This window comes from Limnohabitans sp. JirII-31 (assembly GCF_002778315.1).
Taxonomy (GTDB): domain Bacteria; phylum Pseudomonadota; class Gammaproteobacteria; order Burkholderiales; family Burkholderiaceae_C; genus Limnohabitans.
Genome location: NZ_NESA01000006.1, coordinates 16,812 through 39,758, shown reverse-complemented (window position 1 = coordinate 39,758; position 22,947 = coordinate 16,812). Strand labels below are relative to the sequence as shown.

Below are 22,947 nucleotides of genomic sequence, written 5' to 3'. Positions count from 1 at the left end.
GCTCAGGCATTGGCCTTGTGTTCAAGAGCCGCTTTCACATAAGCGTTGAACAGGGGGTGGCCGTCCCAAGGAGTGGATTTGAATTCAGGGTGGAATTGCACGCCCATGTACCAAGGGTGAACTGTTTGAGGCAACTCCACGATTTCTGTTAATTGTTCGCGCTGGGTCAAGGCGGAAATCACTAACCCTGCCTGGCGCAAGGTGTCGAGGTAATTCACGTTGGCTTCATAGCGATGGCGATGACGCTCAGTCACCACGTCCCCGTAGATTTGGTGGGCGAGCGTGCCCTTGGCCACGTCTGAGCTTTGTGCGCCCAGGCGCATGGTGCCTCCGAGGTCGGAGTTGCTGTCGCGGGTTTGGATGCTGCCATCGGCGTCTTTCCACTCGTTGATCAAGGCGATCACGGGGTAGGGGCTGTTGGGCTCGAACTCAGTGCTGTTGGCGTCTTTGAGCCCCGCGACGTGGCGTGCGTATTCGATGGTGGCGACTTGCATGCCCAAGCAAATACCGAGGTATGGGACTTTGTGTTCACGGGCGAACTGTGCTGCGGAAATTTTGCCTTCAACGCCGCGCACACCAAAACCGCCTGGCACCAACACACCGTCGAACTTGGCCAGTTGCGACACGTTGTCGGGGGTGATGGTTTCGGAGTCGATGTATTCGATCTTCACACGTGCATGGTTTTTCATGCCAGCGTGACGCAGGGCTTCATTGAGCGATTTGTAGCTGTCAGACAAGTCCACGTACTTGCCCACCATGGCAATGGTGACGTCCTTGGCAGGGTGTTCGACTTCATGAACCAAGTCGTCCCAACGCTTGAGGTTGGCTGGCTGAGCGCTGATGCGCAGCTTGTCGCAAATCAGACGATCCAGTCCTTGCTCGTGCAGCATGCGTGGGACTTTGTAGATGGTGTCCACGTCCCACATGGAGATCACACCCCATTCAGGCACGTTGGAGAACAAGCTGATCTTGGCGCGCTCGTCCTCGGGGATGGGACGGTCGGCACGGCACAACAGACAGTCGGCTTGGATGCCAATTTCACGCAGCTTTTGTGCGGTGTGTTGTGTGGGTTTCGTTTTGAGCTCGCCTGCGGCAGCAATCCATGGCACATAGCTCAAGTGAACAAAGGCCGTGTTGTGTGAGCCCAGCTTGAGGCTCATCTGGCGTGCGGCTTCGAGGAAGGGCAGGGACTCGATGTCGCCCACCGTGCCACCGATTTCCACAATGGCCACATCCACCGCTTCAGGTGTTTCAAAACCTGCGCCGCGTTTGATGAAATCTTGGATTTCGTTGGTGATGTGCGGGATGACCTGAACGGTTTTACCCAAGTAGTCACCACGGCGCTCTTTTTCGAGCACGCTCTTGTAAATTTGACCTGTCGTGAAGTTGTTTGCCTTCTTCATGCGTGTCGTGATGAAACGCTCGTAGTGGCCTAAATCCAGGTCGGTTTCAGCGCCATCGTCCGTCACAAACACTTCGCCGTGCTGAAACGGCGACATGGTGCCTGGGTCTACGTTGATGTAGGGGTCGAGCTTGATGAGGGTGACGGAGAGGCCGCGTGATTCAAGGATCGCGGCGAGAGAGGCGGAAGCGATTCCCTTGCCCAGGGAAGACACTACACCGCCGGTGACGAAGACAAATTGGGTCATGCCAGATCGGGAGTTGAATCTCCCGGTAGGTGGAAATCGAAATTATAGGCGCTCTGCTACATTGCGACCCATGTCTGATCTGTCAAACAAACATATTGTGTTGGGCCTGAGTGGCGGCATTGCCTGCTACAAAGCGGCGGAGCTGTGTCGTGCGTTGATCAAGGCGGGCGCCAGCGTTCAGGTGGTGATGACCGAGGCTGCGGCACAGTTCATCACGCCGGTTACGCTACAGGCCTTGAGCAACCGTCCCGTGTATGTGTCGCAATGGGACGGGCGTGAGCCCAACAACATGGCGCACATCAATTTGAGTCGGGAGGCCGATGCCATTGTGGTGGCACCTGCCAGCGCCGATTTCATGGCCAAGTTGCTGCACGGGCGGGCCGATGATTTACTCAGTTTGATGTGCTTGGCGCGACCTATTCAAAGTGTCCCCTTGATATTGGCACCCGCCATGAACCGTGAGATGTGGCAACACCCCGCCACACAACGCAATGTGACGCAGTTGCGAGCCGATGGCGCGCATGTGTTGGATGTCGGGCAGGGTGAGCAGGCGTGCGGTGAAACCGGTGACGGACGCATGTTGGAGCCCGAGGAAATATTAGAAGATTTGGTGGCGTTTTTTCAACCCAAGGTGTTGCAAGGACAGCATGTGCTGGTCACGGCAGGGCCCACGTTCGAAGCCATCGATCCGGTTCGCGGCATCACCAATTTGTCGAGCGGCAAGATGGGCTTTGCGATTGCACGTGCCGCCCGCGAAGCGGGGGCTGAGGTCACGCTGGTCGCTGGCCCTGTTCATCAGGCCACACCACGTGGCGTGCGACGTGTCGATGTGCGATCGGCTTTGGACATGCAAGCAGCTGTTGCGCAGCATGTGGATCAGGCCACGGTGTTTGTGGCAACGGCTGCAGTGGCCGATTGGCGATTGGCTCAGGTGGCGACACAAAAAATCAAGAAAGACGGCTCAGGGCAATTGCCGCAACTGCAGTTCACTGAAAACCCTGACATTTTGGCGGGCGTCGCACAGTCTGAGCGGGCACAAAACGGGACATTGTTTTGCGTGGGTTTTGCAGCTGAGAGCCATGACCTGCTGGAGCACGCAACGGCTAAGCGCGCGCGCAAAGGCGTGCCGTTGCTGGTGGGCAATATTGGCCCTGCGACGTTCGGCTTGGACGACAACGCGTTGCTGTTGGTCGACGCGCAAGGCAGTCAAGCGTTGCCCCATGCGAGCAAACTCAGCCTGGCCCGTCAATTGGTGGCCGAAATTGCGCGTCGCCGCGGCTGAATCTTTTTCTTTTCCGATGCGGCAAGTCCGCGCCTCACCTTGAACTTGAATCTATGAAACTCGATGTCAAAATTTTGGATCCCCGCATGGCAGACCAACTGCCTCAGTACGCCACACCTGGCAGTGCCGGACTGGATTTGCGGGCCTGCTTGGATGCGCCGTTGACACTGGTGCCCAACGCCTGGCAACTGGTGCCTACAGGCATCGCGATCCATTTGGCAGACCCCGCATATGCCGCTTTGATCTTGCCGCGCTCAGGTCTAGGTCACAAGCACGGCATTGTGTTGGGCAATTTGGTGGGGCTCATCGACAGCGACTACCAAGGCCAATTGATGGTCAGTGCCTGGAATCGCAGCGATGTGGCTTTCACGCTGGAGCCGATGGAGCGATTGGCTCAGTTGGTGATCGTGCCGGTGGTGCAGGCGCAATTCAACGTGGTCCATGAGTTCGCCGCACCCAGTGAGCGCGGCGAAGGTGGTTACGGGTCCACCGGTAAAAATTAAATCAATGCAGCAGGTTGCTGCCTGGCGCCTGCGGTTCGATTTTGAAAAAACCAGTGCCAGCTGTGCCACGGTCTTTTTCTTCGTCAGAGGCTTCGCGCACGGACTTCACTTCGAGGTGAATGCGAATGGCAATGCCCGCCAGTGGATGGTTGCCGTCAAGCACCACATGCTCAGGATAAATGTCGGTCACGGTGTAGAGCAAATCGCGCGGTGCGTCGGGGTTGCAGCCATCGGGCAGGGCGTGACCTTCAATCGTGTGGCCTTCTTCTAGCTCTTTCGGGAAACGCGCGCGGTCTTCTAAAAACACGCGTTCTTCGTCATAGTCACCAAATGCCTCTTCAGGCTCAAGATGTAAGTCAATCAGCGCACCCACGCTGTGACCTTGCAGCGCCTCTTCGATTTTGTGCAGCAAATCGTCACCGCCGAGCAAAAACTCAACGGGCTCGTCCAATTCGTCGAGCACCTCGCCCAAGGTGTCTTTCAAGGTCCAGGTCAAGCCGACCACGCAGTGTTGGGTAATTTCCATAGGGCAAAATTGTCGCACGATGAATGTGAAACACCCTTTAACCCTACTTGGCGGCTTGACACCCGCTGAATTCATGCAGCGCCATTGGCAACGCAAACCTTTGCTGGTGCGTCAAGCCATTCCCAATTTCTCCCCTTTTCTGAGCCGCGCCGAGCTGTTCGATCTGGCTGCACAGGACGGCGTGGAGTCCCGCCTGGTGCAAGGAGAAAACAATGGGCGGCGCGCTTGGCAAATGCAGCGCGGCCCTTTCAAGCGTCGCGCTATTCCCAAGCTGAGCGAGCGTGACTGGACCTTGTTGGTTCAAGGCGTGGATTTACACGACGACGCTGTGGCCGATCTGATGCAGAAGTTTCGTTTCGTGCCCGATGCACGCTTGGATGATGTGATGATCAGCTACGCCAGCGATGGCGGAGGCGTTGGGCCCCACTTTGACAGCTATGACGTGTTTCTGTTGCAGGCGCATGGTCAGCGTCGTTGGCGTATTGGGCGGCAAAAAGATTTATCCCTACGCCCCGACTTGCCGCTCAAGGTGCTGGCCCATTTCAAACCTGAGCATGAGTATGTGCTCAACCCCGGGGACATGCTGTATTTGCCACCGAGATATGCCCACGATGGTGTGGCCGAGGGCGAATGCATGACTTACTCCATTGGTTTTCGTGCCCCTCAGATGGGCGAGTTGGCACGTGAGTTGTTGGTCCGGGGGAGCGAGTCTGTTGACGAATTTTTGGGAGACGACTTGTACAAAGATGCCGACCAGCCTGCAGTTCAACGACCTGCTTGTATTCCAGAGGGCTTGCGCGAGTTCGCTAAAACTGCGCTTCAGCGTGCGCTCAAAGACCCCTTGTCGTTGGAGCGTGCCTTGGGTGAGTTGCTGACAGAGCCCAAAGCCAACGTGTGGTTTGAAGCTAGTGCCGTACCACGCAAACTCAAGCGCGTTCGTTTGGACCGTCGCAGTCGCATGATGTACGACAAGCACCACATCTTCTTGAACGGTGAGAGCTGGCGTGCTTCAGGAGCGGATGCCGTATTGATGCGGCGATTGGCCGACGATAGGCAACTGGTTGCGCAAGACTTAGCTGGGGCAAGCGCCGCGGCTTTGGGTTTGCTGATGGATTGGTGTGACGATGGGTGGCTTCACGCCATTACTGAAAAAGACCGCGTATGACACGAAGCTGACAAGAGCGTGTCGATCACATGGGATTTACCCTATAATTTCCTGCTGAGTTGGAGGGGCTCGAGTCCATCAGCTCGGTCGCAGTGTGAACTGCGGCAATTTCTAGAAATTGTTTTCATCCCTATCAAAGGAAAATTGACATGAAAAAATCGCTCCTGCTGGCGACCCTCTTGGCTGCTGCTGCTCTCGTCGCTTGCGGTAAAAAAGAAGCTCCTGCTGCCGCTCCTGCTGCTCCTGCTGAAGTGGCCTCGGCTCCTGCTGCTGACGCATCTGCACCTGCTGCACCCGCTTCTGAAGCCGCCAGCAAGTAATTTTTTTACTGTGCTGACTCAAAAAGCCACCCTTGGGTGGCTTTTTTCATGGGCCATCACACGGTGAACCACGGTGTTCCTGTGTTGGGTGTCGCCACTTCAATGTCATCTGGGTTGCAACCCAGTGCATCGCTCAAACACCGTTGTGCCAGCTCTGGCGTGTTGTTGCGTTCGCTCAGGTGTGCTGCCACCACCCGCGTCAGTTGCGCGTGGGAGATGCGGCGCAATAAGTAGGCAGATGCCTCGTTGGCCAGATGTCCCCAATCGCCCTCAACACGTTGTTTGAGAAAGTGGGGGTAGTTGGAGCGTTCCAGCAACTCTGGGTCGTGGTTGGTTTCAAGGACCAGTGCATGGCTATTTTGCAGAGCTTGCACCACGTGTGTGGTGACATGCCCCAGGTCTGTGACCACACCCAATTGCCGATCGCCATTGCTGCAACGCAACTGCAACGGCTCACGGGCATCGTGTGGCACTGTGAAAGGCGTGAGTTGTAGGTTGTGGATTTCTAGGGTGGTGCTGTCACGAGCTATTCGAATCCAGGGTTCAAGAGCTTGCCAATGGGGATCTCGAATCGCCAGCCATGAGCCTTGACTCATCCAAATTGGGATTGGGTGACGTTTGAGCAGACTGCGGGCGCACCCAATGTGGTCGCCGTGCTCGTGCGTGATAAATATGGCATCGAGCTCAGCCATCGCGGTGCCTGCCTCTTGCAGTCGTACCTCTAAGTCGCGTAGCCGTAGACCGCAATCAATGAGCAGGCGTGTGGTGTGGATGCCTTGTGTTGCCTCCACCAATGTTGCATTGCCCGAGCTACCACTGCCCAGGCTTTTGAAGCGCAGCATCGCGCAAAGCTATCTGCGTTTGCCTTCAGCGCAAGTCGTCGGCAACCAGCTTCAAGATACGTTGGGATATCGGAGAGTTTTCAGCTTGTCCGGCCGCATTGAGGACGCTGACCTCCGACTTGCCATTGACGCTGCGTACCACCACGCGGTACTTCAAAGGTCCCGTGTCAGCTTTGGTGCCACTGAAGAGATTGCTGAAAAAGCCTTTTTCTTCCTTGGTCGTGGTGTCTACGTAACGGACAAAGTAAGTGCCTTGCGTGCGGTCCCGATCTTCTACAGTGAAGCCTGTGCGATCCAGTGCCACACCCACGCGTCGCCAAGTCACATCAAACGAATCAGACATGGTCAGCACGTTGCCGTTGCTCACCAGGTTGGTGTTTGAAGTGACGGTGTTTGAGTTGGCAACAACTGTCGTTGCTTGTTTGCCAGATACGCCTAACTTCACCATCAAGCGGGTCAAAAACTCGGCTTCCAATTCGCTGTCACTGGGGCGTGGCTGCCAAATGGTGGTGCTCTTGATCTGGTCTGCGTAGTCTTCTTTCATGCCACGGTGTGTGATGAAAATGTCGACGCCACCGTTGCTGTTGCGCTCTAGACGCGTGCGAAATTTGTCACGTTCGCCGGATGAATACAGACCATCCAAGACTTTGCCCAATGTTCGACGTATGAAGTCTTGCGGAATTTTGGCGCGGTTCTCGGCCCATTCGGTTTCAAGCAAACCCAATTGCTGCTGGTCAATGACGTACTCGAAGCCGTTTTCTTTCCAGAAGCCATGCACGATAGGCCAGACTTCATCGGCAGAGCGATTGACCACCAGCCAGCGCTGTTTGCCGTCACGTTCAATGCGTACATCATTGACTTCCTTGGCCGCTGTGCTGGCCACGCCCATAGCTGCCGGGCGACTGGCCATGCCGCTTGCCGTGACCACGCCACCAGGCACTGCATAGCGTGTGTCGCGCGTCAACTGGGTCAAATCAGGCGGAATGTCCAATGGAACGATCTTGGCCACACCGTCTGTTTTGTAATTGACCTTGTCGTTGTCCATCACGGAGCCGCAAGCGCTCACAAGGACGGTCATAGCACATGCCACGCAGGCGCGAATGAAAGAGGATGAATGCATCACAGAGATGGCCTTAGTCAGGATCAGATCAAACCGGCAGCGCGCAATGCGCCTTCAACCACAGGTTCGTTGGCTGTTGTCAGCGGCGTCATGGGTAGACGCAATGTCGGGCCACTCAGCCCCATGCGGTGCATCGCCCATTTGACGGGAATTGGATTGGCTTCGACGAACAAATGCTTGTGCACCGGCATGAGCTTGAATTGAATTTCCATGGCGCGCTTCACATCACCGGAAATCGCTGCCATGCACAGCTCATGCATCCAGCGGGGTGCCACGTTTGCTGTGACACTGATGTTGCCTTGGCCACCACACAGCATCAAGGCAACCGCTGTTGGGTCGTCACCCGAATAGACGGCAAAACCTTTGGGTACGTCACGGATCAGCCATTGAGCGCGCTCAACGTTGCCGGTTGCCTCTTTGATGCCGACGATGCCCGGCACTTGGGTCAAGCGCAGCACCGTGTCGTGGGCCATATCAGCCACACTGCGGCCAGGCACGTTGTAGAGCACCACAGGCAGATCAACCGCTTCGGCAATCGCTTTGAAATGCAGGTATTGCCCCTCTTGGGTCGGCTTGTTGTAGTAGGGCACCACTTGCAACTGGCAATCCGCGCCAACACCCTTGGCAAATTTGGCCAATTCGATGGCTTCAGCCGTGGAGTTGGCGCCACAGCCCGCCATGATGGGGACATGACGCTCGGTGTGTTTGGCAGCTTGTTCGACGGAAACGCGGATGATTTCGCAATGTTCCTCGACATTGACAGTCGGCGATTCGCCGGTGGTGCCGACCACGCCAATGCAGTCGGTGCCTTCTGCAATGTGCCAGTCAATCAGCTTGCGCAGGGTGGGGTAATCCACGCTGCCGTCTTCTAACATGGGGGTGGTCAAAGCCACGATGCTGCCGGTGATGGGTGTCATGTCCGCAGGTTCGGTCAAGATAAAACAATCATTCTAGCGAGTGCAGGCTCGGGCTCAGGTGAAAGCGCTGCACAAGACGTTGCGTTGCCAAAGTTTGCACGGCCACGATGCGTTGCACAAAGCGCTCAGGGCTGTTTAAAAAGCCGTCTTCATACGCTACAACGCGTAAACCAGCACAACGTGACAGCAGTTCACCGGGCTGCAACAAAAAATCAGGGCGGGAAGGTTTGCCCACGGTCTCATTACCCGCCGCAAATGTTTCATAAATCAGCACGGCGCCTGGTGCCAGGCTGCTCAAGATGCTTGGCCACACAGGGCGCCACAGGTAGTTGGTCACCACGACAGCACCAAACTGGCGGTTGGGCAGTGGCCAAGCCGCATTTTCAATATCTGCCTCGATCGCCTCTCCAAGGTCCGCCACCGCGGCGATGGCTTGCGCATCACGGTCGACACCCACCACCGCGTGTCCTTGCTGGGACAAATAGCGCATGTGCCGGCCTCGGCCACAGGCCACATCAAGGACAGTGGAGTTTTGGGGGATCAGGTGAGCCCAGCGCTGAACCCACAGCGAAGGTGGCTCTGTGCCGTGTGTGGAGGTAGGGGCCGTCATCTCAAAAGCATCCCCACACTTGGTTGGCCATGTTCATCACAAAACCCGGGCGCAAGTACAAAGACAAAACGGTCAGCAATACCAGGGCACATGCCACTGCAAGCAGCAATTGACGCAGCCAAGGCTTCATCACGCAGCAGCCACCTTGTGCCCGCGCGCAATGGCGTTTTCACGCACAGGCAAATTGATCAGCGCGGCAAACACCCCAAGCGCAATGGAGATGTACCAAACAATGTCGTAGCTCCCCGTCTTGTCATACAGGTAGCCGCCCAGCCAAACCCCCATGAAGCTGCCGATCTGGTGACTGAAAAAGACAAAACCACTCAACATGGACAAGTGGGCCACGCCAAAAATTTGCGCCACCACGGCGTTGGTCGGTGGCACGGTTGAGAGCCACAGCAAGCCCATGGCCGCCGCAAAGACATACACACTCATCGGCGTGAGCGGGGCCAACAAAAACAAGCTGATGGCAATGGCTCGTGAAAAGTAAATGAATGACAAAATTTTGCGTTTGGCCAAACGCTGCCCCAGAGAGCCTGCGATGTAGGTGCCAAACACGTTGAACAAGCCAATCAGTGCCAGCGCCATGCTGGCGACTTCAGGTGACAAGCCCTTGTCTTTCAGGTAACTGGGCATGTGCACACCAATGAAAACTACTTGGAAGCCGCAAACGAAATAACCCGCCATCAGCAGTTGAAAGCTCGGGTAAGCAAACGCTTCGCGCAAGGCGTGCAGGATGGTTTGGTCGCGTTTGGGGGCTGCTCCGCCCGCAAAACCAGGTTCGCGCAGACCAAATGCCAGCGGAATGACCATGATGGCGGCCAAACTCAGCATCACCAAGGCCTGCTGCCAGCCAAAGGTTTGGATCAAAAAGCCTTCGGTGGGGACCATCAAAAACTGACCAAACGAGCCCGCCGCTGCCGCAACCCCCATGGCCCAAGAGCGTTTTTCAGCGCTCACATTGCGGCCAATCACGCCGTAAATCACCGCGTACGTGGTGCCGGCTTGGGCAATGCCAATCAACACACCGGCTGAAGCCGTGAACAAGGCCGGTGTGTCAGAGTAGGCCATGCCGACCAAACCCAGCGCATACAGCACCGAACACACCACGATGACGCGAAACGCGCCAAAGCGATCGGCCAACATGCCTGAGAAGATGCCCGCAAAGCCCCAGGTGAGGTTTTGGATGGCAATGGCGAACGCAAAGTTTTCACGCGTCCAGTCTTGGGCCTGGGTGATGGGTTGCAACCACAAGCCAAAGCCATGGCGTACGCCCATGGACAGGGTCACGATGGCTGCGCCGCAAATCAGCACCTGCCACATGGGCAGGGTTTTGGTAGATGAATGAGTCATAAAGAGCGACTTTAACTAAAACCTACAATGCCCGCCCATGGCTACCAAGCAACCCACTACACCGCCCCAGTACTCCGAAGGTTCAATTCGCGTTCTCAAAGGACTCGAACCCGTCAAGCAGCGTCCGGGCATGTACACCCGCACCGACAACCCGCTGCACATCATCCAAGAAGTGCTGGACAACGCTGCTGACGAGGCGCTGGCTGGGCACGGCAAGAAAATTGGCGTGACCTTGCACGCCGACGGTTCGGTGACGATCGATGACGATGGTCGCGGCATTCCCTTTGGCATGCACCCCGAGGAAAAAGCGCCAGTCATTGAGCTGGTTTTTACCCGGCTGCACGCGGGTGGCAAGTTTGACAAAGGGCAGGGTGGCGCTTACAGCTTTTCAGGTGGCTTGCACGGCGTGGGTGTGAGCGTGACCAATGCACTGGCCAAGCGCATGGAAGTCACGTCGTACCGCGAAGGCCAAGTGGCCCGCTTGGTGTTTTCTGCGGGCGACGTGATTGAAGCCTTGACCCTGCGCCCCCAAGCAGCCGGGGATCGCAAATGGGGTACCTCGGTGCGCGTGTGGCCCGACGCCAAATACTTTGAATCCTCGGCGCTGCCGATGAACGAGTTGGTTCATCTGCTGCGCAGCAAGGCCGTGTTGATGCCAGGTGTTAGCGTGACACTGGCCAACGAAAAAAGCAAAGAAACCCAAAACTGGCTCTACAAAGGTGGCTTGCGCGACTATCTGATGCAGTCGCTCAACGGTGAGTTGGTGATCCCCATGTTCGAGGGCGATGGCTACGCCGACAGCAACCACGACAGCTTTGCAGAAGGCGAGGGCGCTGCTTGGGCGGTGGCTTTCACCGAAGATGGCCAGCCTGTACGCGAGAGCTACGTGAACCTGATTCCCACCAGCGCGGGCGGCACGCATGACAGCGGTTTGCGCGATGGTTTGTTCACGGCGGTCAAGAGCTTCATTGAGTTGCATGCCTTGCTGCCCAAAGGCGTGAAGTTGTTGCCTGAAGACGTGTTTGCCCGTGCCAGCTATGTCCTGAGCGCCAAAGTCTTGGACCCGCAGTTCCAGGGCCAAATCAAAGAGCGCCTCAACTCACGCGATGCGGTGCGCTTGGTGTCGAGCTATGTGCGTCCCACCATGGAGTTGTGGCTCAACCAGCACGTGGAGTACGGCAAAAAGCTCGCGGAGCTGGCTATCAAAGCGGCGCAAAGCCGCCAAAAGGCGGGGCAAAAAGTTGAAAAACGCAAAGGCTCAGGCGTGGCCGTGCTGCCTGGCAAGCTGACCGACTGCGAAAGCAAAGACATCGCCCACAACGAGGTGTTTTTGGTCGAGGGTGACTCTGCCGGCGGCAGCGCCAAGATGGGTCGCAACAAAGAAAACCAAGCCATCCTGCCGCTGCGCGGCAAAGTGCTCAACACCTGGGAGGTCGAGCGTGACCGCTTGTTTGCCAACAACGAAATTCACGACATTTCGGTAGCCATCGGGGTCGACCCACACGGCCCCAACGACAGCCCCGATATGAGCGGCTTGCGCTACGGCAAGGTGTGCATCTTGAGCGATGCAGATGTGGATGGCTCGCACATTCAAGTGCTGCTGCTCACCCTGTTCTTTCGTCATTTCCCTAAGCTCATTGAAGCAGGCCATGTGTACGTGGCGCGCCCCCCCTTGTTCCGCGTCGATGCGCCCGCGCGAGGTAAAAAACCAGCCTCTAAGGTGTATGCCTTGGACGAAGGTGAGCTCACCGCCATTTTGGACAAGCTGCGCAAAGACGGCGTGCGCGAAGGTTCCTGGAGCATCAGCCGCTTCAAGGGCTTGGGCGAAATGAGCGCCGAGCAACTGTGGGACACCACCCTCAACCCAGACACCCGCCGTTTGATGCCAGTGCAACTGGGCGTGCTGGACTTTTTGCAGACCGAAGGTTTGATCACCCAACTCATGGGCAAAGGCGAAGCTGCCGCCCGCCGCGAGCTGATGGAACTGCATGGCGATTCGATTGAGATTGACGTATGACCGATTTGTTGACCCCAGACCTGCCCGCTGCTGACAGCGAGGGCGACATTGCACTGGGCCACTACGCCCAACGTGCTTACCTTGAGTACGCCCTGAGCGTGGTCAAAGGCCGTGCTTTACCGGATGTGTGCGACGGCCAAAAGCCCGTGCAGCGCCGCATTTTGTATTCCATGTCCCGCATGGGCCTGGGCTTCAGTGGCCCCAACAACAACACCGGTGCCAAGCCCGTCAAGTGCGCGCGTGTGGTGGGTGATGTGCTGGGCCGTTACCACCCGCACGGCGACAGCGCAGCGTATGAAGCACTGGTGCGTATGGCGCAAGACTTTGCACAACGCTACCCGCTGATTGACGGGCAAGGCAACTTTGGCTCACGCGATGGCGACGGCGCTGCCGCCATGCGCTACACCGAAGCTCGTTTGGCCAAAATCACCACGCTGCTGCTGGACGAGATTGACGAAGGCACGGTGGACTTTCAGCCCAACTACGACGGCTCGACTGAAGAGCCTAAGCAGTTGCCCGCGCGCCTGCCTTTTAACTTGCTCAATGGCGCGAGCGGTATTGCCGTGGGCATGGCCACCGAAATTCCAAGCCACAACCTGCGTGAAGTGGCCGATGCCTGTGTGGCCCTGATCAAATCCCCCAAGCTGAGCGACGAAGAGCTGTTGCAGATATTGCCTGCCCCCGACTACCCAGGCGGCGGTCAAATCATCAGCAGTGCATCCGATATCGCCGACGCCTACCGCACCGGGCGCGGCTCGCTCAAGGTACGTGCGCGTTGGGTCATCGAAGACTTGGCCCGTGGTCAATGGCAGCTGGTGGTCAATGAGTTGCCACCGGGCGTGAGCAGCCAGCGTGTGCTGGAAGAGATTGAAGAGCTGACCAATCCCAAAGTCAAAGCGGGCAAAAAAGCCCTCAGCGCCGACCAAACCCAACTCAAAGCCACCGTGCTGGCGGTGTTGGATGTGGTGCGTGACGAGTCGAGCAAAGACGCCCCGGTGCGCTTGGTGTTCGAGCCCAAGACGCGCACCGTTGAGCAGCAAGAACTCATCACCACCTTGTTGGCGCACACCAGCCTGGAAACCTCATCGTCGATCAACCTCACCATGGTGGGGCTGGACGGTCGTCCGGTGCAGAAGTCGCTGCGCGACATGCTCACGGAATGGATTGAGTTTCGCCAAACCACCATCCTGCGCCGCTCACAGCATCGCTTGAACAAAGTGCTTGACCGCGTCCACATCTTGGAAGGTCGTCAACTGGTCTTGCTCAACATTGACGAGGTGATTGCCATCATCCGCCAGAGCGACGAGCCCAAGCAGGCCTTGATGGAGCGTTTCAAACTCAGCGAGCGACAAGCCGAAGACATTTTGGAAATTCGCTTGCGCCAGCTGGCTCGTCTTGAGGCGATCAAGATTGAGCAAGAACTCAAAGAGTTGCGCGAGGAACAGGCCAAGCTCGAAGACATCGTGGGCAACCCGGTGGCCCTGCGCCGTTTGATGGTCAAAGAAATCGAAGCCGATGCCAAGCAGTTTGCCGATCCACGTCGCACCCTCATTCAAGAAGAAAAGAAAGCCGTCGCTGAAATCAAGGTCGTTGATGAGCCAGTGACCGTGGTGGTGTCTGAAAAAGGCTGGGTGCGTGCGCGTACCGGCCACGGCCACGACCCTGCCAGCTTTGCGTTCAAGGCGGGGGATGGTTTGTATGGCACGTTCGAATGCCGCACGGTGGACACCTTCATCGCATTTGGCTCGAATGGCCGTATTTACTCGGTCCCCGTCTCAGTGCTGCCGGGAGCGCGTGGCGATGGTCAACCGGTGACCACCTTGGTGGATCTGGAGACGGGCACCCAACTGCTGCATTACGTGGCCGGCCCTGCGGGCGCTACTTATTTGCTCAGCAGCTCAGGAGGCTATGGTTTTATGGCCAACATTGAGCACATGATTTCGCGCAACAAAGGTGGCAAAGCCTTTATCACTGTGGCCGAAGGTGAAACCGTGTGTCGCCCGTCTCCTGCCAGCGGTGGCTCTGGCGCACAGCCTGTGGCACCTGCTACGCATGTGGCGTGCGCCTCAACCGGTGGTCGCTTCCTGACCTTTGAGCTGTCGGAGCTCAAATTGATGGAAAAGGGCGGTCGCGGCTTGATGCTGATTGACCTAGAAGCCAAGGACAACTTGGCTGGTGCAGCGGCGTACACCCGCAGCGTACGCATCGAAGGCATTGGCCGAGGCGGTAAGGTGCGCGAAGAGATTCTGGAAATTCGCAGCTTGAACAATGCCAAGGCTGCACGTGCCAAAAAAGGCAAAGTGGCCGATTTGGGCTTCAAGCCAAATGCAGTGGTGCGGGTCGAGTAACCCACAGTAAAAGTAAAAAGCGGCTCTTTGAGCCGCTTTTTCGTGGAAGTCGAGGGATCAAGCCTTGACTTTGGTTGCCGCGCCAGGTGTTGCGGGGTCTGCTTCTTTCTTGGGTGGGCTGCAATCGAAGCACACAAACATGGACGAGCCCAAGATGCGCTTGAACGAGCCGTTGTTGCGCGGCTTGTGCACGCCGCATTTGATGCAGCTCATGGTGTCGCCGGTGCGGCCGAGGCCTTCAAAAGGTGAACCGCCCTTTTTTGACTTGTAGCGCAGTCCGTCGTTGGAAATCTCTGTTTTTTCTGGGCGTGACATCGTTTTTGTTCTCTGTGACAAAAACGCTATTTTCGCAAATTTATCAAGCCACTTTGGCTGTTGGGCGAAAAAGCTGACTGAATTAACGGAAAAATCGCTTGGAAAATCGTAAAAGTGCCGGCCCGAAGCGTTTTGACAGGGTGTGACGATGTTTGGCGAACAACACATAGGCAGGTCCAAGCACAGGCTGTAGCCAAGGCCGTGAAAGTATCCACGCCAAAACAGGTAGCCGCGCCAACTGATAGGCCTGGGCGAAGACCGGTACACCCACCAACACTTGGCCGTTGGCCAGACGCCCATGAATTTGCGCCATGGCGGCTTCACAGGAAATATGGTGGGCGTTCGCCGCAAAGTTGGCCTCGGTCACATCCACAAAATCGAGCTTGCCTTCGCCGTTGCGTGACTGCAGGAAGTGAATTTCTGCTTGGCACAACGGACATTGCCCGTCGTAATACAAGGTGAGTTCAGGGACGTGTGGCATGCAGTGGTACGGTGCAAAAGCAAACAATAATGAGGTGCCGCAAGGCTAGCACAGGAGTTTTTTGCACGTGACCACACCGTATACCCACCACACCACCAGCGAGGTCTGGATACAAGACATCTTGGCTTTGGCCCAAAGTGCTGCGGCTGAGCATGTCTTTACCCGCCTTGATGCGCAAAGCGCCTTGACACAAGCACGTACGGCCGATGCGGTTCGCGCATCGGGTGCACCCCTTGGCGCTTTGCATGGCTTACCCATCACGCTCAAAGACAACATCGATGTTGCCGGTCAAACCACTTTGGCAGGTACTTTGGTGTGTGAGGGCGAACCTGTCGCAACCCACGATGCCCCTGTGGTGCAGCGTTTGCGCCAAGCGGGTGCCGTGTTGGTGGGCAAAACCAATATGAGTGAGTTTGCGTTTTCGGGGGTGGGCATCAACCCACACTACGGCACGCCGCGCAACCCTTGTGACACAGAGGTGGCCCGTATACCCGGTGGTTCGTCTTCAGGTGCTGCTGTGTCGGTCGCTTTGGGGCTGGCATTTGCAGCGTTGGGGACGGATACCGGTGGCTCCATTCGCATTCCCGCAGCGCTGTGCGGCTTGGTGGGGTTCAAAGGGTCGCAATCACGCATTCCCTTGGCGGGTGTGATGGAGTTGTCGCGCTCACTGGATACCGTGGGCGTGATTGCGCACCATGTGCGCGATAGCCTGCAAGTCGATGCGGTGCTGTCGCAGCAACCGTTACCCAGACAGCCTGCAGACCTGAGGCATCTGCGCTTTGCGGTGCCACACACCCTGCTGTTGGATGACTTGGAGCCTGCGGTGGCCGAGGTATTTCAGCGTGCGCTCTCGCGCATTTCAGCCGCAGGCGCACAAGTTGTGGACATCGCGTTTTCAGGCTTGGGGGATATCGCAGCGCTCAGCATGCCTGGCGGCTTTTCACCCGTCGAGGGTTATGCCGCCCATCACGCCCGTTTGGCCCGGGCGCCCGATCGCATTGACCCACGTGTGATGGCTCGTATGACCCTGGGGCGTGACGTGAGTGCGCGGGAGTACATCGGTTTGCTGGACCGTCGCCGTGCTTGGATGGCTCAAGCCCAAGAGACGCTGAAAGGCTTTGATGCCATGCTCTGTCCCACCGTACCGATGTGCGCACCTGAGATCGCTCCTTTACTGGCCAGCGATGAGGCGTTTTTCAAAGTGAACCGTTTACTGTTGCGCAATCCATCTGCCATCAATTACTTGGATGGGTGCGCTTTCAGTTTGCCTTGTCAGGCGCCAGATGCCTTGCCTGTGGGTCTGATGGTGTCGGCTGTACACGGCTGCGATGCACACTTGGCATGTGTGGCGCTGGCGCTGGAGGCTCTGCTGGCTTGAGTTCAGCCTTTCACCTGTGCGTGAGACCTTTACATGCCAGATATGCTGACTTTCAATGCCTCGTAGAGAATGGAGCTTGTTGTTGCGAAGGAGAAGGTCATGCGCATTCATTCCACATCTCGCTGTTGTGCCATAGGTTTGTTGCTGCTGTTAGCGGCGACATTGGCACAAGCGCATGGCCCACGTGGCGGTTATGGCTACCGACACGGCGGCTGGGGTTACGACCCCTGGATTGCCCCATTGGTGTTTGGTGCAGCGGTGGGTACAACGTTGTACTTTTCGCGCCCTTATCCGCCGGTACCTCCCTCGACCGTGGTCATCACCAACCCACCTGCGGTGATTGTGCAAACACCACCACCGCCGACGACCTGGGTGCAAGGCGCTCCCGTTCCTGCACCTGTCGAGGCGTATTACTGCCGTGACTCGGCACAGTATTTTCCTGTGGTGCAAACCTGTCCCACGCCTTGGTTGGTGGTGAATCCGCAATGAATATTGCCTTTGTCTGTGTCTTAATTGCTGGTTTGTTGCCCTTTGTCTGCGCCATTGCGGCGAAGTGGGGTTTTCGTGAGTTTGATAACCACAATCCGCGCCAGTGGCTGGCTCGGCAAACTGGCTTTCGTGCGCGCGCAAATGCCGCGCAAAGCAACAGCTTTGAAGCCTTTCCGTTGTTCGCCGTCGGCGTGGTCTTGGCGACGCTGGTGCATGCTGACAGCCTACGTGTTGATGCGTGTGCCCTCGTGTTTGTGGGTGCACGTGTAGGCTTTATCGCTTGCTATTTGGCCGATCGAGCGAGTTTGCGTTCGTTGTTTTGGCTGCTCGGTTTGCTAAGTTCTCTAGGTCTTTATGCGGCGGCACTGGCGTATTGAAGATAAGGACTGACTTTACGTCCCGTTTGTCATCCGCCTGCGTTCACCATGCGTTGTAGGTGTGACCTGGTGGTCATTGATCGCAACCTTTCTTAAGCGAGACCTGTCATGAAACGTCTTTCAACTCTTTTGCTTTGTGTCTTGGCCTGTGTGGCGGTGGTGCCTGCCCAAGCGCATGGCGGCGGCTGGCACGGAGGTGGTCATGGCGGTGGCGGCTATGGCTACGCACACCCAGGGGGTGGCTGGCGCAATGATTGGGTGGGCCCTGTGCTGGGCGCGGCCTTGGTTGGTAGCGTGATTTACGCAGCCAGCACACCTCGTTATGTGGTGACGCCCCCTGTGGTGGTGGCTCAGCCCCCGATGTACCCCAATCGGGTGGCCTATTTCTGTAGTACCGCTCAGCAGTACTACCCCAATGTGCCAAGCTGCAACGTGCCTTGGCAAGTGGTGAGTTACTGATTTAAATCGTCACCACTTCTTTGTCACCTTGGCGGCTGGAGTAACGCACCTTGCCGCCCAGTGATTCCACTTCCACGCGAGCGCTGCGCTCGCCGTAGACCTTGCGTTTGAGCCAAGACAACTCTTCTTGTAGTTCTTGGTCACCCGACACCAAACGACTCCAGCACCGCAGCTCTGCCGACCAGCGGTAATTGCGGGCTTTGAGCATGTCTTTGGTCTCAAAGGGCGAGCCCACGGCGTACACCTTTTGCTGTGCTTGGTTGAGCGTCTCTAGCAAGGCCAACAGCGCTGTGCGTTGACTTTGCGGCAGGATGTGACTCAATAAGGCCAGCAATGCCCAACAATCTGCTTCAGCGCGGTGAGCTTCGTAAAAATATCCTTGGGTGCTGAGCAAGTACTCCAGCTTGGCGGATCCGAAGCCTTCTTCGCGCCAATCGATGTCTTTGATGCTGCATGCCCAGTTCAGCTGTTCAAACAAGGGCCAGCGCGCCTCCACAAAAGGGCGGTCAAACGCTGCGTTATGCGCAATCACGACCTCCACACCTTGCATCAGAGATGCGACACGGGCGTCGTCAATACGTTGGCCTTGCACCATCTCGTCGGTGATGTGATGCACGGCTGTGGTGGCAGGTGGAATGGGAAAACCCGGGTCTTCCAACTCGTCGAACACGTCCAGCACCCGATAGACCATGCCTGAGATCGGGTCGAACTCGAACACCAACATTCCGAGTTCAATCACCCGGTCGTTTTGCGCATCAAAGCCTGTGGTTTCGGTATCCAGCACCACGCCCTTGGACAGTCGTTGTCCGGGCACCGGCGTGTTGAACATTGGCGTGGGCGTCAAGCGTCGCAGCACGCGGTAATCAGGGTGTTGTTCCAGTTGCTGTGCCAACTGTTCAAAGTCTTGGGTCATGGTCTGTGTTGTTTGGGTCAGTAAGGTTAGACATGGTCTGCTTGGCTGGCGTTTCGATGGATCAGCGCATAGCCAAAGTACCACGCCAGAGCTGTCACACCCAACGCATCCCAGGCCATGACGTGGGCAGATTGTGCATACGCCATGAGTTTGGCCAGTACCAACACACCAAGCGATTGACCTAGAAACAAAGCGCCCGCGAACAGGGTCACGCTGGTTCCCCTGGCTGTTGGCACCATTTGGGTGGCCTTGGCTTGCATGGTGTTGTGGAACATGGCAAATCCAAAGCCTGCAAAGAAACAAGCCGGTATGGCCAATGGCCACCAAGGGGTGAATGCGATCACCATGAAAGACAGGCCCAGGGTTCCACCGCCATAGCGTGCCAAGCCAATCTCCCCAAAGCGACGGATGGTGTATTTCGCCGTGGCCATGTAGAGCATGCCGCCAAAGCCAAACAAGGCGGTTGTGCCCCCGGCCAGAGTGAGCGAAATTTGATGCGTGTTGTGCAGGTGCGAGGCGGTGACGGCCAACATGCCAAACACAGACGCGCCTTCAAGCAACGCAATGCTCAAGAGTGTGCGTGCCCATGGGTCGCGTGCCACCTGTAGGAGTTGTCCAAAAAAACCGTGGGTCGGTACATAGGGCTCACTGGGTGCTTCGATGCGCTTGGCATGGCGCCACAGCATGACGCTCACCGCACAAAACAACACGGCCATCATGCCAAAGGACCAGCGCCAACCCAGTGTGTCGGTCAGCAAACCGCCAAATAACTGCCCTGCGGTGATGCCCAGCATGGTGCCCAAGCCGACGCGTGCCAGGGTTTCTTGGCGGTGTTCGTAATGCACTTGGTCGCCCACCCAAGCCATAGACAAAGGAATGATGGCCGCAGCAGATACCGCTGTGCCAACACGTGCCATCACCAAAAAGTCGAGTCCTTCGCTAAGCGAAGACAAAACGCATCCGATGCTGCAACCCAAGGTGGCCAGCATCACCACCTTGTACTTGCCCCAACGGTCACCAATGGGGCCAAAGACCAATTGCATCAAGCCGTAGGTGATGGCGAACATAGAAACCACTTGCGCAACGTCCCCTATGGGGGCGTTGAAGACCCGTGATAGCTCGGGCAGCATCGGGTCACAAATACGTTGGATGGCCATGCTGGAAAACGTGGCCAATGACAACAGAAAAATCGCCTTGCGGGTGGCTGGCGAGAGACTGTACGAAGCAGGGTGGGGGGGGTGTTTGGACTTCAAAGCACAGCTACTTTACACGAGGGTTTGTACTCGGTCGTCACAGCCTGTCACCTGCGTCATTTATTGAATTAATCGAATAAATAATAAAAACACAAAATTCAACAATTGACGTTTAGCATCATCGGTATGAGAAAGAAGTTGTCTGTTGGTGCTGTCGTGTGTGGGTTGGTTCTGTTTCAAGTTTTCAGCTTGATGCGGGAGCACAACCACTGGGGCGATGTCAACGCGAGTCCTGCCACACCCACTACGGCTGAGGTGTTGGGCGTTTACTTCACACCGCCAGCGGGTGCTGCTGGCGCAATTGTCAAAGCCATTGACGCCAGTGAGCGCGAGGTGTTGGTGCAGGCTTATGGCTTCACACACAACGCCATCGCGCAGGCCTTGTTGCGCGCACATGCGCGAGGCGTGGTGGTGCGTGTCCTGTTAGATCTGAAAAGTGACCACACCAACCGGTATGTGATTGATTTGCTCAACCAAGGGCATGTGTCGATGCGCGAAGATGGCAAGCATGCGATTGCGCATAACAAGGTGATGGTGATTGATGAGTCTGTCGTCATCACAGGTAGTTTCAATTTCACCAACTCTGCGGAGACACGCAATGCAGAAAACTTTTTGATCCTCAGGTCGCCAGAGGTGGCCAACCAGTACAAGGCGCAATGGCAGACCCATTGGGCACACAGTGTGGAATGAACCAGGATGTGATGGGTAGAGGGATTTAGTCTGCCAGCTCTAAAACGCACGTTTAAAGGCTCAAAATACTTGTCGTTTCTGTTTTTATCCCTAGAATTCAATCCATGCTGCACTGCAACATGATGCAAGCCCACGGGGCAGATTCAGAGCAGTTATTCAGACCTTTTCATTTTTTGGAGAATTGACATGACCCTGACCCCTGAACAAGTGATCGCCGCCAACAAAGCCAATTTGGAAACCTTGGTGGGCCTGACCAACAAGGCGTTTTCTGGCCTAGAGCAATTGATTGAGCTGAACTTGGCGGCTGCCAAGTCCACCTTGGCAGACTCACAACAACAAGCCCAATCGGTTTTGAGCGTGAAAGACGCCCAAGAGCTGTTGGCTCTGCAAGCCAGCTTGTTCCAGCCTTTGGCTGAAAAAGCGGTGTCTTACAACCGTCACCTCTATGAAATTGCAACCGGTACTGGTTCGCACCTCAGCAGCGCGGTTGAAGAAAAAATGGCTGAAGCGCAAAAAGCTTTCGCCTCCATGATTGAAACCGCCACCCAAAATGCACCTGCGGGTTCTGAGGCTGCTGTGGCTGCTTTCAAAACGGCTGTGTCGGCTGGCAACAATGCTCTGGAGTCGGTGCAAAAGGCTGTCAAGCAAGCCACCGATGTGGCTGAAGCCAACTACAAAAACATGGCTTCTACAGCCCTGAATGCTGGCAAGACGGCTGCTAAAAAGCGTTGATTGTTCAAGTCTTCCAAGGCTTTGAAACGGCACCTTCGGGTGCCGTTTTTTTTGGTCAAATAGCCATACTTTCTTGGAGTGCAATTTGGACAAAGTTGATGGGTTGGTGATTGGTGCGGGCGTGGTGGGATTGGCTGTGGCACGGGCTTTGATACAAGCTGCGCCAGAGTCGAGTCGTGAATGGATGGTGCTTGAAGCCGCTGATGCGATTGGAACCGGCACCAGTTCGCGCAACAGTGAGGTGATTCACGCTGGCATTTATTACCCTCAAGGCTCTCTCAAGGCCCAGTTGTGCGTGCAGGGGCGCGACATGCTCTATGCCTATTCGCTTGAGCGCTGCATTGCCCACCAACGCTGTGGCAAGTTGATTGTCGCGACCCACCCCGACCAAGTGCCGACGCTGCATGCCATCATGGCCAAAGCCCAGGCCAACGGAGTGACTGACTTGCGGTTGTTAAATGCTGCTGAGGCTCAAACGATGGAGCCTGCCCTGGCCTGTGTTGCGGCGGTACATTCGCCGAGCACGGGCATTGTGGACAGTCATGGGTTGATGCTCAGCCTGCAAGGTGATTTTGAAAATGCAGGTGGCTTGGTGGCATTGAACTCCCCGGTCGCGGGTGCCGTCTGTACGCCTGAAGGCATCGTGGTGCGCATGGTCGATGGCACTGAGTTGATGGCCCAAACCGTGGTCAATGCCGCTGGATTGACAGCACCTTGGTTGGCTGCCAAGTTTGAAGGACTTGCTCCCGGCCATGTGCCCCAAGCGTTTTTCGCCAAGGGCAATTACTTCACCCTGTCTGGCAAATCGCCGTTTTCACGCTTGATCTACCCGGTGCCACAAGCCGCGGGTTTGGGCGTTCATCTCACGCTCGATTTAGGAGGGCAAGCCAAGTTTGGTCCCGACGTGCAGTGGGTGGACTCGCCCGATGACTTGGTTGTCTCTGCTGAGCACGAGCAGGCTTTTTACCAAGAGGTCCGCAAGTATTGGCCCGCTTTGGCTGATGGGGCCTTGCAGGCGGGCTATGCGGGAATTAGACCCAAGATTTCTGGACCGCATGACGCTGCGGCCGACTTTTGCATCCAAGGTCCTCAGGTACACGGTATCCCTGGCTTGGTCAATCTGTTTGGTATTGAGTCTCCAGGTTTGACCAGCTCGTTGGCCATCGGCACAGCAGTTGTACACACATTGGGTGGGTAACACGTGACGC

The 22,947-nt window shown here is 56.6% G+C and carries 25 protein-coding genes; 13 read left to right on the top strand and 12 right to left on the bottom strand.

What is annotated here, in order from left to right; translation table 11 throughout:
• Positions 1–2: 2 nt before the first annotated feature.
• Positions 3–1,649 (bottom strand): CTP synthase, encoded by a 1,647-nt coding sequence (locus B9Z41_RS09010; RefSeq protein ID WP_100146737.1) that lies wholly within the window; start codon positions 1,647–1,649, stop codon positions 3–5.
• A gap of 70 nt (positions 1,650–1,719) precedes the next feature.
• Between B9Z41_RS09010 and coaBC the strand changes: the two genes are divergently transcribed.
• A complete protein-coding gene (coaBC, locus tag B9Z41_RS09005; protein ID WP_100146736.1) occupies positions 1,720–2,931 on the top strand; it encodes a bifunctional phosphopantothenoylcysteine decarboxylase/phosphopantothenate--cysteine ligase CoaBC in 1,212 nt (403 codons plus the stop codon).
• 53 nt (positions 2,932–2,984) lie between these two features.
• Complete coding sequence (dut, locus tag B9Z41_RS09000; RefSeq protein WP_100146735.1) at positions 2,985–3,434, top strand: dUTP diphosphatase; 450 nt, start codon at positions 2,985–2,987, stop codon at positions 3,432–3,434.
• 1 nt (position 3,435) lies between these two features.
• Here the strand turns inward: dut and B9Z41_RS08995 are convergent, their stop codons facing one another.
• Positions 3,436–3,960 carry a peptidylprolyl isomerase gene (locus tag B9Z41_RS08995; protein ID WP_100146734.1) on the bottom strand — a complete coding sequence of 175 codons (525 nt, stop codon included), beginning with the start codon at positions 3,958–3,960 and terminating at the stop codon, positions 3,436–3,438.
• Positions 3,961–3,979: 19 nt separating this feature from the next.
• Here B9Z41_RS08995 and B9Z41_RS08990 point away from each other — a divergent pair, with 19 nt between their 5' ends.
• Both B9Z41_RS08990 and B9Z41_RS17140 read left to right on the top strand, forming a co-directional pair.
• A complete protein-coding gene (locus B9Z41_RS08990) occupies positions 3,980–5,125 on the top strand; it encodes a cupin domain-containing protein (protein ID WP_100146733.1) in 1,146 nt (381 codons plus the stop codon).
• Between the two features lie 149 nt (positions 5,126–5,274).
• Complete coding sequence (locus B9Z41_RS17140; RefSeq protein ID WP_199172964.1) at positions 5,275–5,445, top strand: hypothetical protein; 171 nt, start codon at positions 5,275–5,277, stop codon at positions 5,443–5,445.
• 56 nt (positions 5,446–5,501) lie between these two features.
• Here the strand turns inward: B9Z41_RS17140 and B9Z41_RS08985 are convergent, their stop codons facing one another.
• The 6 genes from B9Z41_RS08985 to B9Z41_RS08965 form a co-directional block, all read right to left on the bottom strand.
• On the bottom strand, positions 5,502–6,287 hold the full coding sequence (locus B9Z41_RS08985; protein WP_100146732.1) for an MBL fold metallo-hydrolase: 786 nt from the start codon (positions 6,285–6,287) through the stop codon (positions 5,502–5,504).
• Positions 6,288–6,312: 25 nt separating this feature from the next.
• Positions 6,313–7,365, bottom strand: coding sequence for an outer membrane protein assembly factor BamC (gene bamC, locus B9Z41_RS08980; RefSeq protein WP_369823311.1), 1,053 nt, complete (start codon positions 7,363–7,365; stop codon positions 6,313–6,315).
• A 65-nt stretch (positions 7,366–7,430) separates the two neighbouring features.
• Positions 7,431–8,324 (bottom strand): 4-hydroxy-tetrahydrodipicolinate synthase, encoded by an 894-nt coding sequence (gene dapA, locus B9Z41_RS08975; protein WP_369823310.1) that lies wholly within the window; start codon positions 8,322–8,324, stop codon positions 7,431–7,433.
• A gap of 28 nt (positions 8,325–8,352) precedes the next feature.
• A complete protein-coding gene (locus B9Z41_RS08970) occupies positions 8,353–8,934 on the bottom strand; it encodes a bifunctional 2-polyprenyl-6-hydroxyphenol methylase/3-demethylubiquinol 3-O-methyltransferase UbiG (RefSeq protein ID WP_100146729.1) in 582 nt (193 codons plus the stop codon).
• Between the two features lies 1 nt (position 8,935).
• Complete coding sequence (locus tag B9Z41_RS17290; protein ID WP_255408413.1) at positions 8,936–9,064, bottom strand: hypothetical protein; 129 nt, start codon at positions 9,062–9,064, stop codon at positions 8,936–8,938.
• Entirely contained in the window at positions 9,064–10,287 is a 1,224-nt protein-coding gene (locus tag B9Z41_RS08965; protein WP_100146728.1) for an MFS transporter, read from the bottom strand. Before B9Z41_RS08965 ends, B9Z41_RS17290 begins: the two co-directional genes overlap by 1 nt.
• A gap of 37 nt (positions 10,288–10,324) precedes the next feature.
• Here B9Z41_RS08965 and B9Z41_RS08960 point away from each other — a divergent pair, with 37 nt between their 5' ends.
• Both B9Z41_RS08960 and parC read left to right on the top strand, forming a co-directional pair.
• A complete protein-coding gene (locus B9Z41_RS08960; RefSeq protein ID WP_100146727.1) occupies positions 10,325–12,304 on the top strand; it encodes a DNA topoisomerase IV subunit B in 1,980 nt (659 codons plus the stop codon).
• A complete protein-coding gene (gene parC, locus B9Z41_RS08955) occupies positions 12,301–14,652 on the top strand; it encodes a DNA topoisomerase IV subunit A (protein ID WP_100146726.1) in 2,352 nt (783 codons plus the stop codon). The genes B9Z41_RS08960 and parC overlap by 4 nt, the downstream gene beginning before the upstream one ends.
• Before the next feature lie 57 nt (positions 14,653–14,709).
• Here the strand turns inward: parC and B9Z41_RS08950 are convergent, their stop codons facing one another.
• Positions 14,710–14,967 (bottom strand): hypothetical protein, encoded by a 258-nt coding sequence (locus B9Z41_RS08950; RefSeq protein WP_100146725.1) that lies wholly within the window; start codon positions 14,965–14,967, stop codon positions 14,710–14,712.
• Positions 14,968–15,049: 82 nt separating this feature from the next.
• A complete protein-coding gene (locus B9Z41_RS08945; RefSeq protein ID WP_100146724.1) occupies positions 15,050–15,448 on the bottom strand; it encodes a thiol-disulfide oxidoreductase DCC family protein in 399 nt (132 codons plus the stop codon).
• Positions 15,449–15,515: 67 nt separating this feature from the next.
• Between B9Z41_RS08945 and B9Z41_RS08940 the strand changes: the two genes are divergently transcribed.
• The 4 genes from B9Z41_RS08940 to B9Z41_RS08925 all read left to right on the top strand — a co-directional run bounded on the left by B9Z41_RS08940 (position 15,516) and on the right by B9Z41_RS08925 (position 18,151).
• Positions 15,516–16,826, top strand: coding sequence for an amidase (locus B9Z41_RS08940; RefSeq protein ID WP_233202606.1), 1,311 nt, complete (start codon positions 15,516–15,518; stop codon positions 16,824–16,826).
• A 99-nt stretch (positions 16,827–16,925) separates the two neighbouring features.
• A complete protein-coding gene (locus tag B9Z41_RS08935; protein WP_143474178.1) occupies positions 16,926–17,315 on the top strand; it encodes a hypothetical protein in 390 nt (129 codons plus the stop codon).
• The gene (locus B9Z41_RS08930; protein WP_100146721.1) at positions 17,312–17,692 is read left to right on the top strand and encodes an MAPEG family protein; all 381 of its coding nucleotides are present in this window, start codon (positions 17,312–17,314) and stop codon (positions 17,690–17,692) included. The genes B9Z41_RS08935 and B9Z41_RS08930 overlap by 4 nt, the downstream gene beginning before the upstream one ends.
• A gap of 108 nt (positions 17,693–17,800) precedes the next feature.
• On the top strand, positions 17,801–18,151 hold the full coding sequence (locus B9Z41_RS08925) for a hypothetical protein (protein ID WP_143474177.1): 351 nt from the start codon (positions 17,801–17,803) through the stop codon (positions 18,149–18,151).
• A 1-nt stretch (position 18,152) separates the two neighbouring features.
• Here B9Z41_RS08925 and B9Z41_RS08920 read toward each other — a convergent pair whose 3' ends face one another.
• Together B9Z41_RS08920 and B9Z41_RS08915 are read right to left on the bottom strand one after the other, a co-directional pair.
• The gene (locus B9Z41_RS08920) at positions 18,153–19,148 is read right to left on the bottom strand and encodes a 3'-5' exonuclease (protein WP_255408412.1); all 996 of its coding nucleotides are present in this window, start codon (positions 19,146–19,148) and stop codon (positions 18,153–18,155) included.
• A complete protein-coding gene (locus B9Z41_RS08915; RefSeq protein ID WP_255408414.1) occupies positions 19,091–20,239 on the bottom strand; it encodes an MFS transporter in 1,149 nt (382 codons plus the stop codon). Before B9Z41_RS08915 ends, B9Z41_RS08920 begins: the two co-directional genes overlap by 58 nt.
• Positions 20,240–20,455: 216 nt before the next feature.
• Here B9Z41_RS08915 and B9Z41_RS08910 point away from each other — a divergent pair, with 216 nt between their 5' ends.
• From B9Z41_RS08910 to B9Z41_RS08900, 3 genes are all read left to right on the top strand, one after another.
• Positions 20,456–21,007: a phospholipase D family protein gene (locus B9Z41_RS08910; protein WP_158236162.1), complete on the top strand. Its 552-nt coding sequence runs from the start codon at positions 20,456–20,458 to the stop codon at positions 21,005–21,007.
• Positions 21,008–21,193: 186 nt separating this feature from the next.
• Positions 21,194–21,739, top strand: a complete 546-nt coding sequence (phaP, locus tag B9Z41_RS08905; RefSeq protein WP_100146716.1) for a TIGR01841 family phasin — start codon at positions 21,194–21,196, stop codon at positions 21,737–21,739.
• An 85-nt stretch (positions 21,740–21,824) separates the two neighbouring features.
• Complete coding sequence (locus tag B9Z41_RS08900; RefSeq protein WP_100146885.1) at positions 21,825–22,937, top strand: NAD(P)/FAD-dependent oxidoreductase; 1,113 nt, start codon at positions 21,825–21,827, stop codon at positions 22,935–22,937.
• Positions 22,938–22,947: the final 10 nt, after the last annotated feature.

Bases quoted from the DNA above. Each gene is read 5' to 3' on its own strand.
- B9Z41_RS09010 (WP_100146737.1), bottom strand. From the start codon at position 1,649: ATGACCCAATTTGTCTTCGTCACCGGCGGTGTAGTGTCTTCCCTGGGC.
- coaBC (WP_100146736.1), top strand. From the start codon at position 1,720: ATGTCTGATCTGTCAAACAAACATATTGTGTTGGGCCTGAGTGGCGGC.
- dut (WP_100146735.1), top strand. From the start codon at position 2,985: ATGAAACTCGATGTCAAAATTTTGGATCCCCGCATGGCAGACCAACTG.
- B9Z41_RS08995 (WP_100146734.1), bottom strand. From the start codon at position 3,960: ATGGAAATTACCCAACACTGCGTGGTCGGCTTGACCTGGACCTTGAAA.
- B9Z41_RS08990 (WP_100146733.1), top strand. From the start codon at position 3,980: ATGAATGTGAAACACCCTTTAACCCTACTTGGCGGCTTGACACCCGCT.
- B9Z41_RS17140 (WP_199172964.1), top strand. From the start codon at position 5,275: ATGAAAAAATCGCTCCTGCTGGCGACCCTCTTGGCTGCTGCTGCTCTC.
- B9Z41_RS08985 (WP_100146732.1), bottom strand. From the start codon at position 6,287: ATGCTGCGCTTCAAAAGCCTGGGCAGTGGTAGCTCGGGCAATGCAACA.
- bamC (WP_369823311.1), bottom strand. From the start codon at position 7,365: ATGACCGTCCTTGTGAGCGCTTGCGGCTCCGTGATGGACAACGACAAG.
- dapA (WP_369823310.1), bottom strand. From the start codon at position 8,324: ATGACACCCATCACCGGCAGCATCGTGGCTTTGACCACCCCCATGTTA.
- B9Z41_RS08970 (WP_100146729.1), bottom strand. From the start codon at position 8,934: ATGACGGCCCCTACCTCCACACACGGCACAGAGCCACCTTCGCTGTGG.
- B9Z41_RS17290 (WP_255408413.1), bottom strand. From the start codon at position 9,064: ATGAAGCCTTGGCTGCGTCAATTGCTGCTTGCAGTGGCATGTGCCCTG.
- B9Z41_RS08965 (WP_100146728.1), bottom strand. From the start codon at position 10,287: ATGACTCATTCATCTACCAAAACCCTGCCCATGTGGCAGGTGCTGATT.
- B9Z41_RS08960 (WP_100146727.1), top strand. From the start codon at position 10,325: ATGGCTACCAAGCAACCCACTACACCGCCCCAGTACTCCGAAGGTTCA.
- parC (WP_100146726.1), top strand. From the start codon at position 12,301: ATGACCGATTTGTTGACCCCAGACCTGCCCGCTGCTGACAGCGAGGGC.
- B9Z41_RS08950 (WP_100146725.1), bottom strand. From the start codon at position 14,967: ATGTCACGCCCAGAAAAAACAGAGATTTCCAACGACGGACTGCGCTAC.
- B9Z41_RS08945 (WP_100146724.1), bottom strand. From the start codon at position 15,448: ATGCCACACGTCCCTGAACTCACCTTGTATTACGACGGGCAATGTCCG.
- B9Z41_RS08935 (WP_143474178.1), top strand. From the start codon at position 16,926: ATGCGCATTCATTCCACATCTCGCTGTTGTGCCATAGGTTTGTTGCTG.
- B9Z41_RS08930 (WP_100146721.1), top strand. From the start codon at position 17,312: ATGAATATTGCCTTTGTCTGTGTCTTAATTGCTGGTTTGTTGCCCTTT.
- B9Z41_RS08925 (WP_143474177.1), top strand. From the start codon at position 17,801: ATGAAACGTCTTTCAACTCTTTTGCTTTGTGTCTTGGCCTGTGTGGCG.
- phaP (WP_100146716.1), top strand. From the start codon at position 21,194: ATGACCCTGACCCCTGAACAAGTGATCGCCGCCAACAAAGCCAATTTG.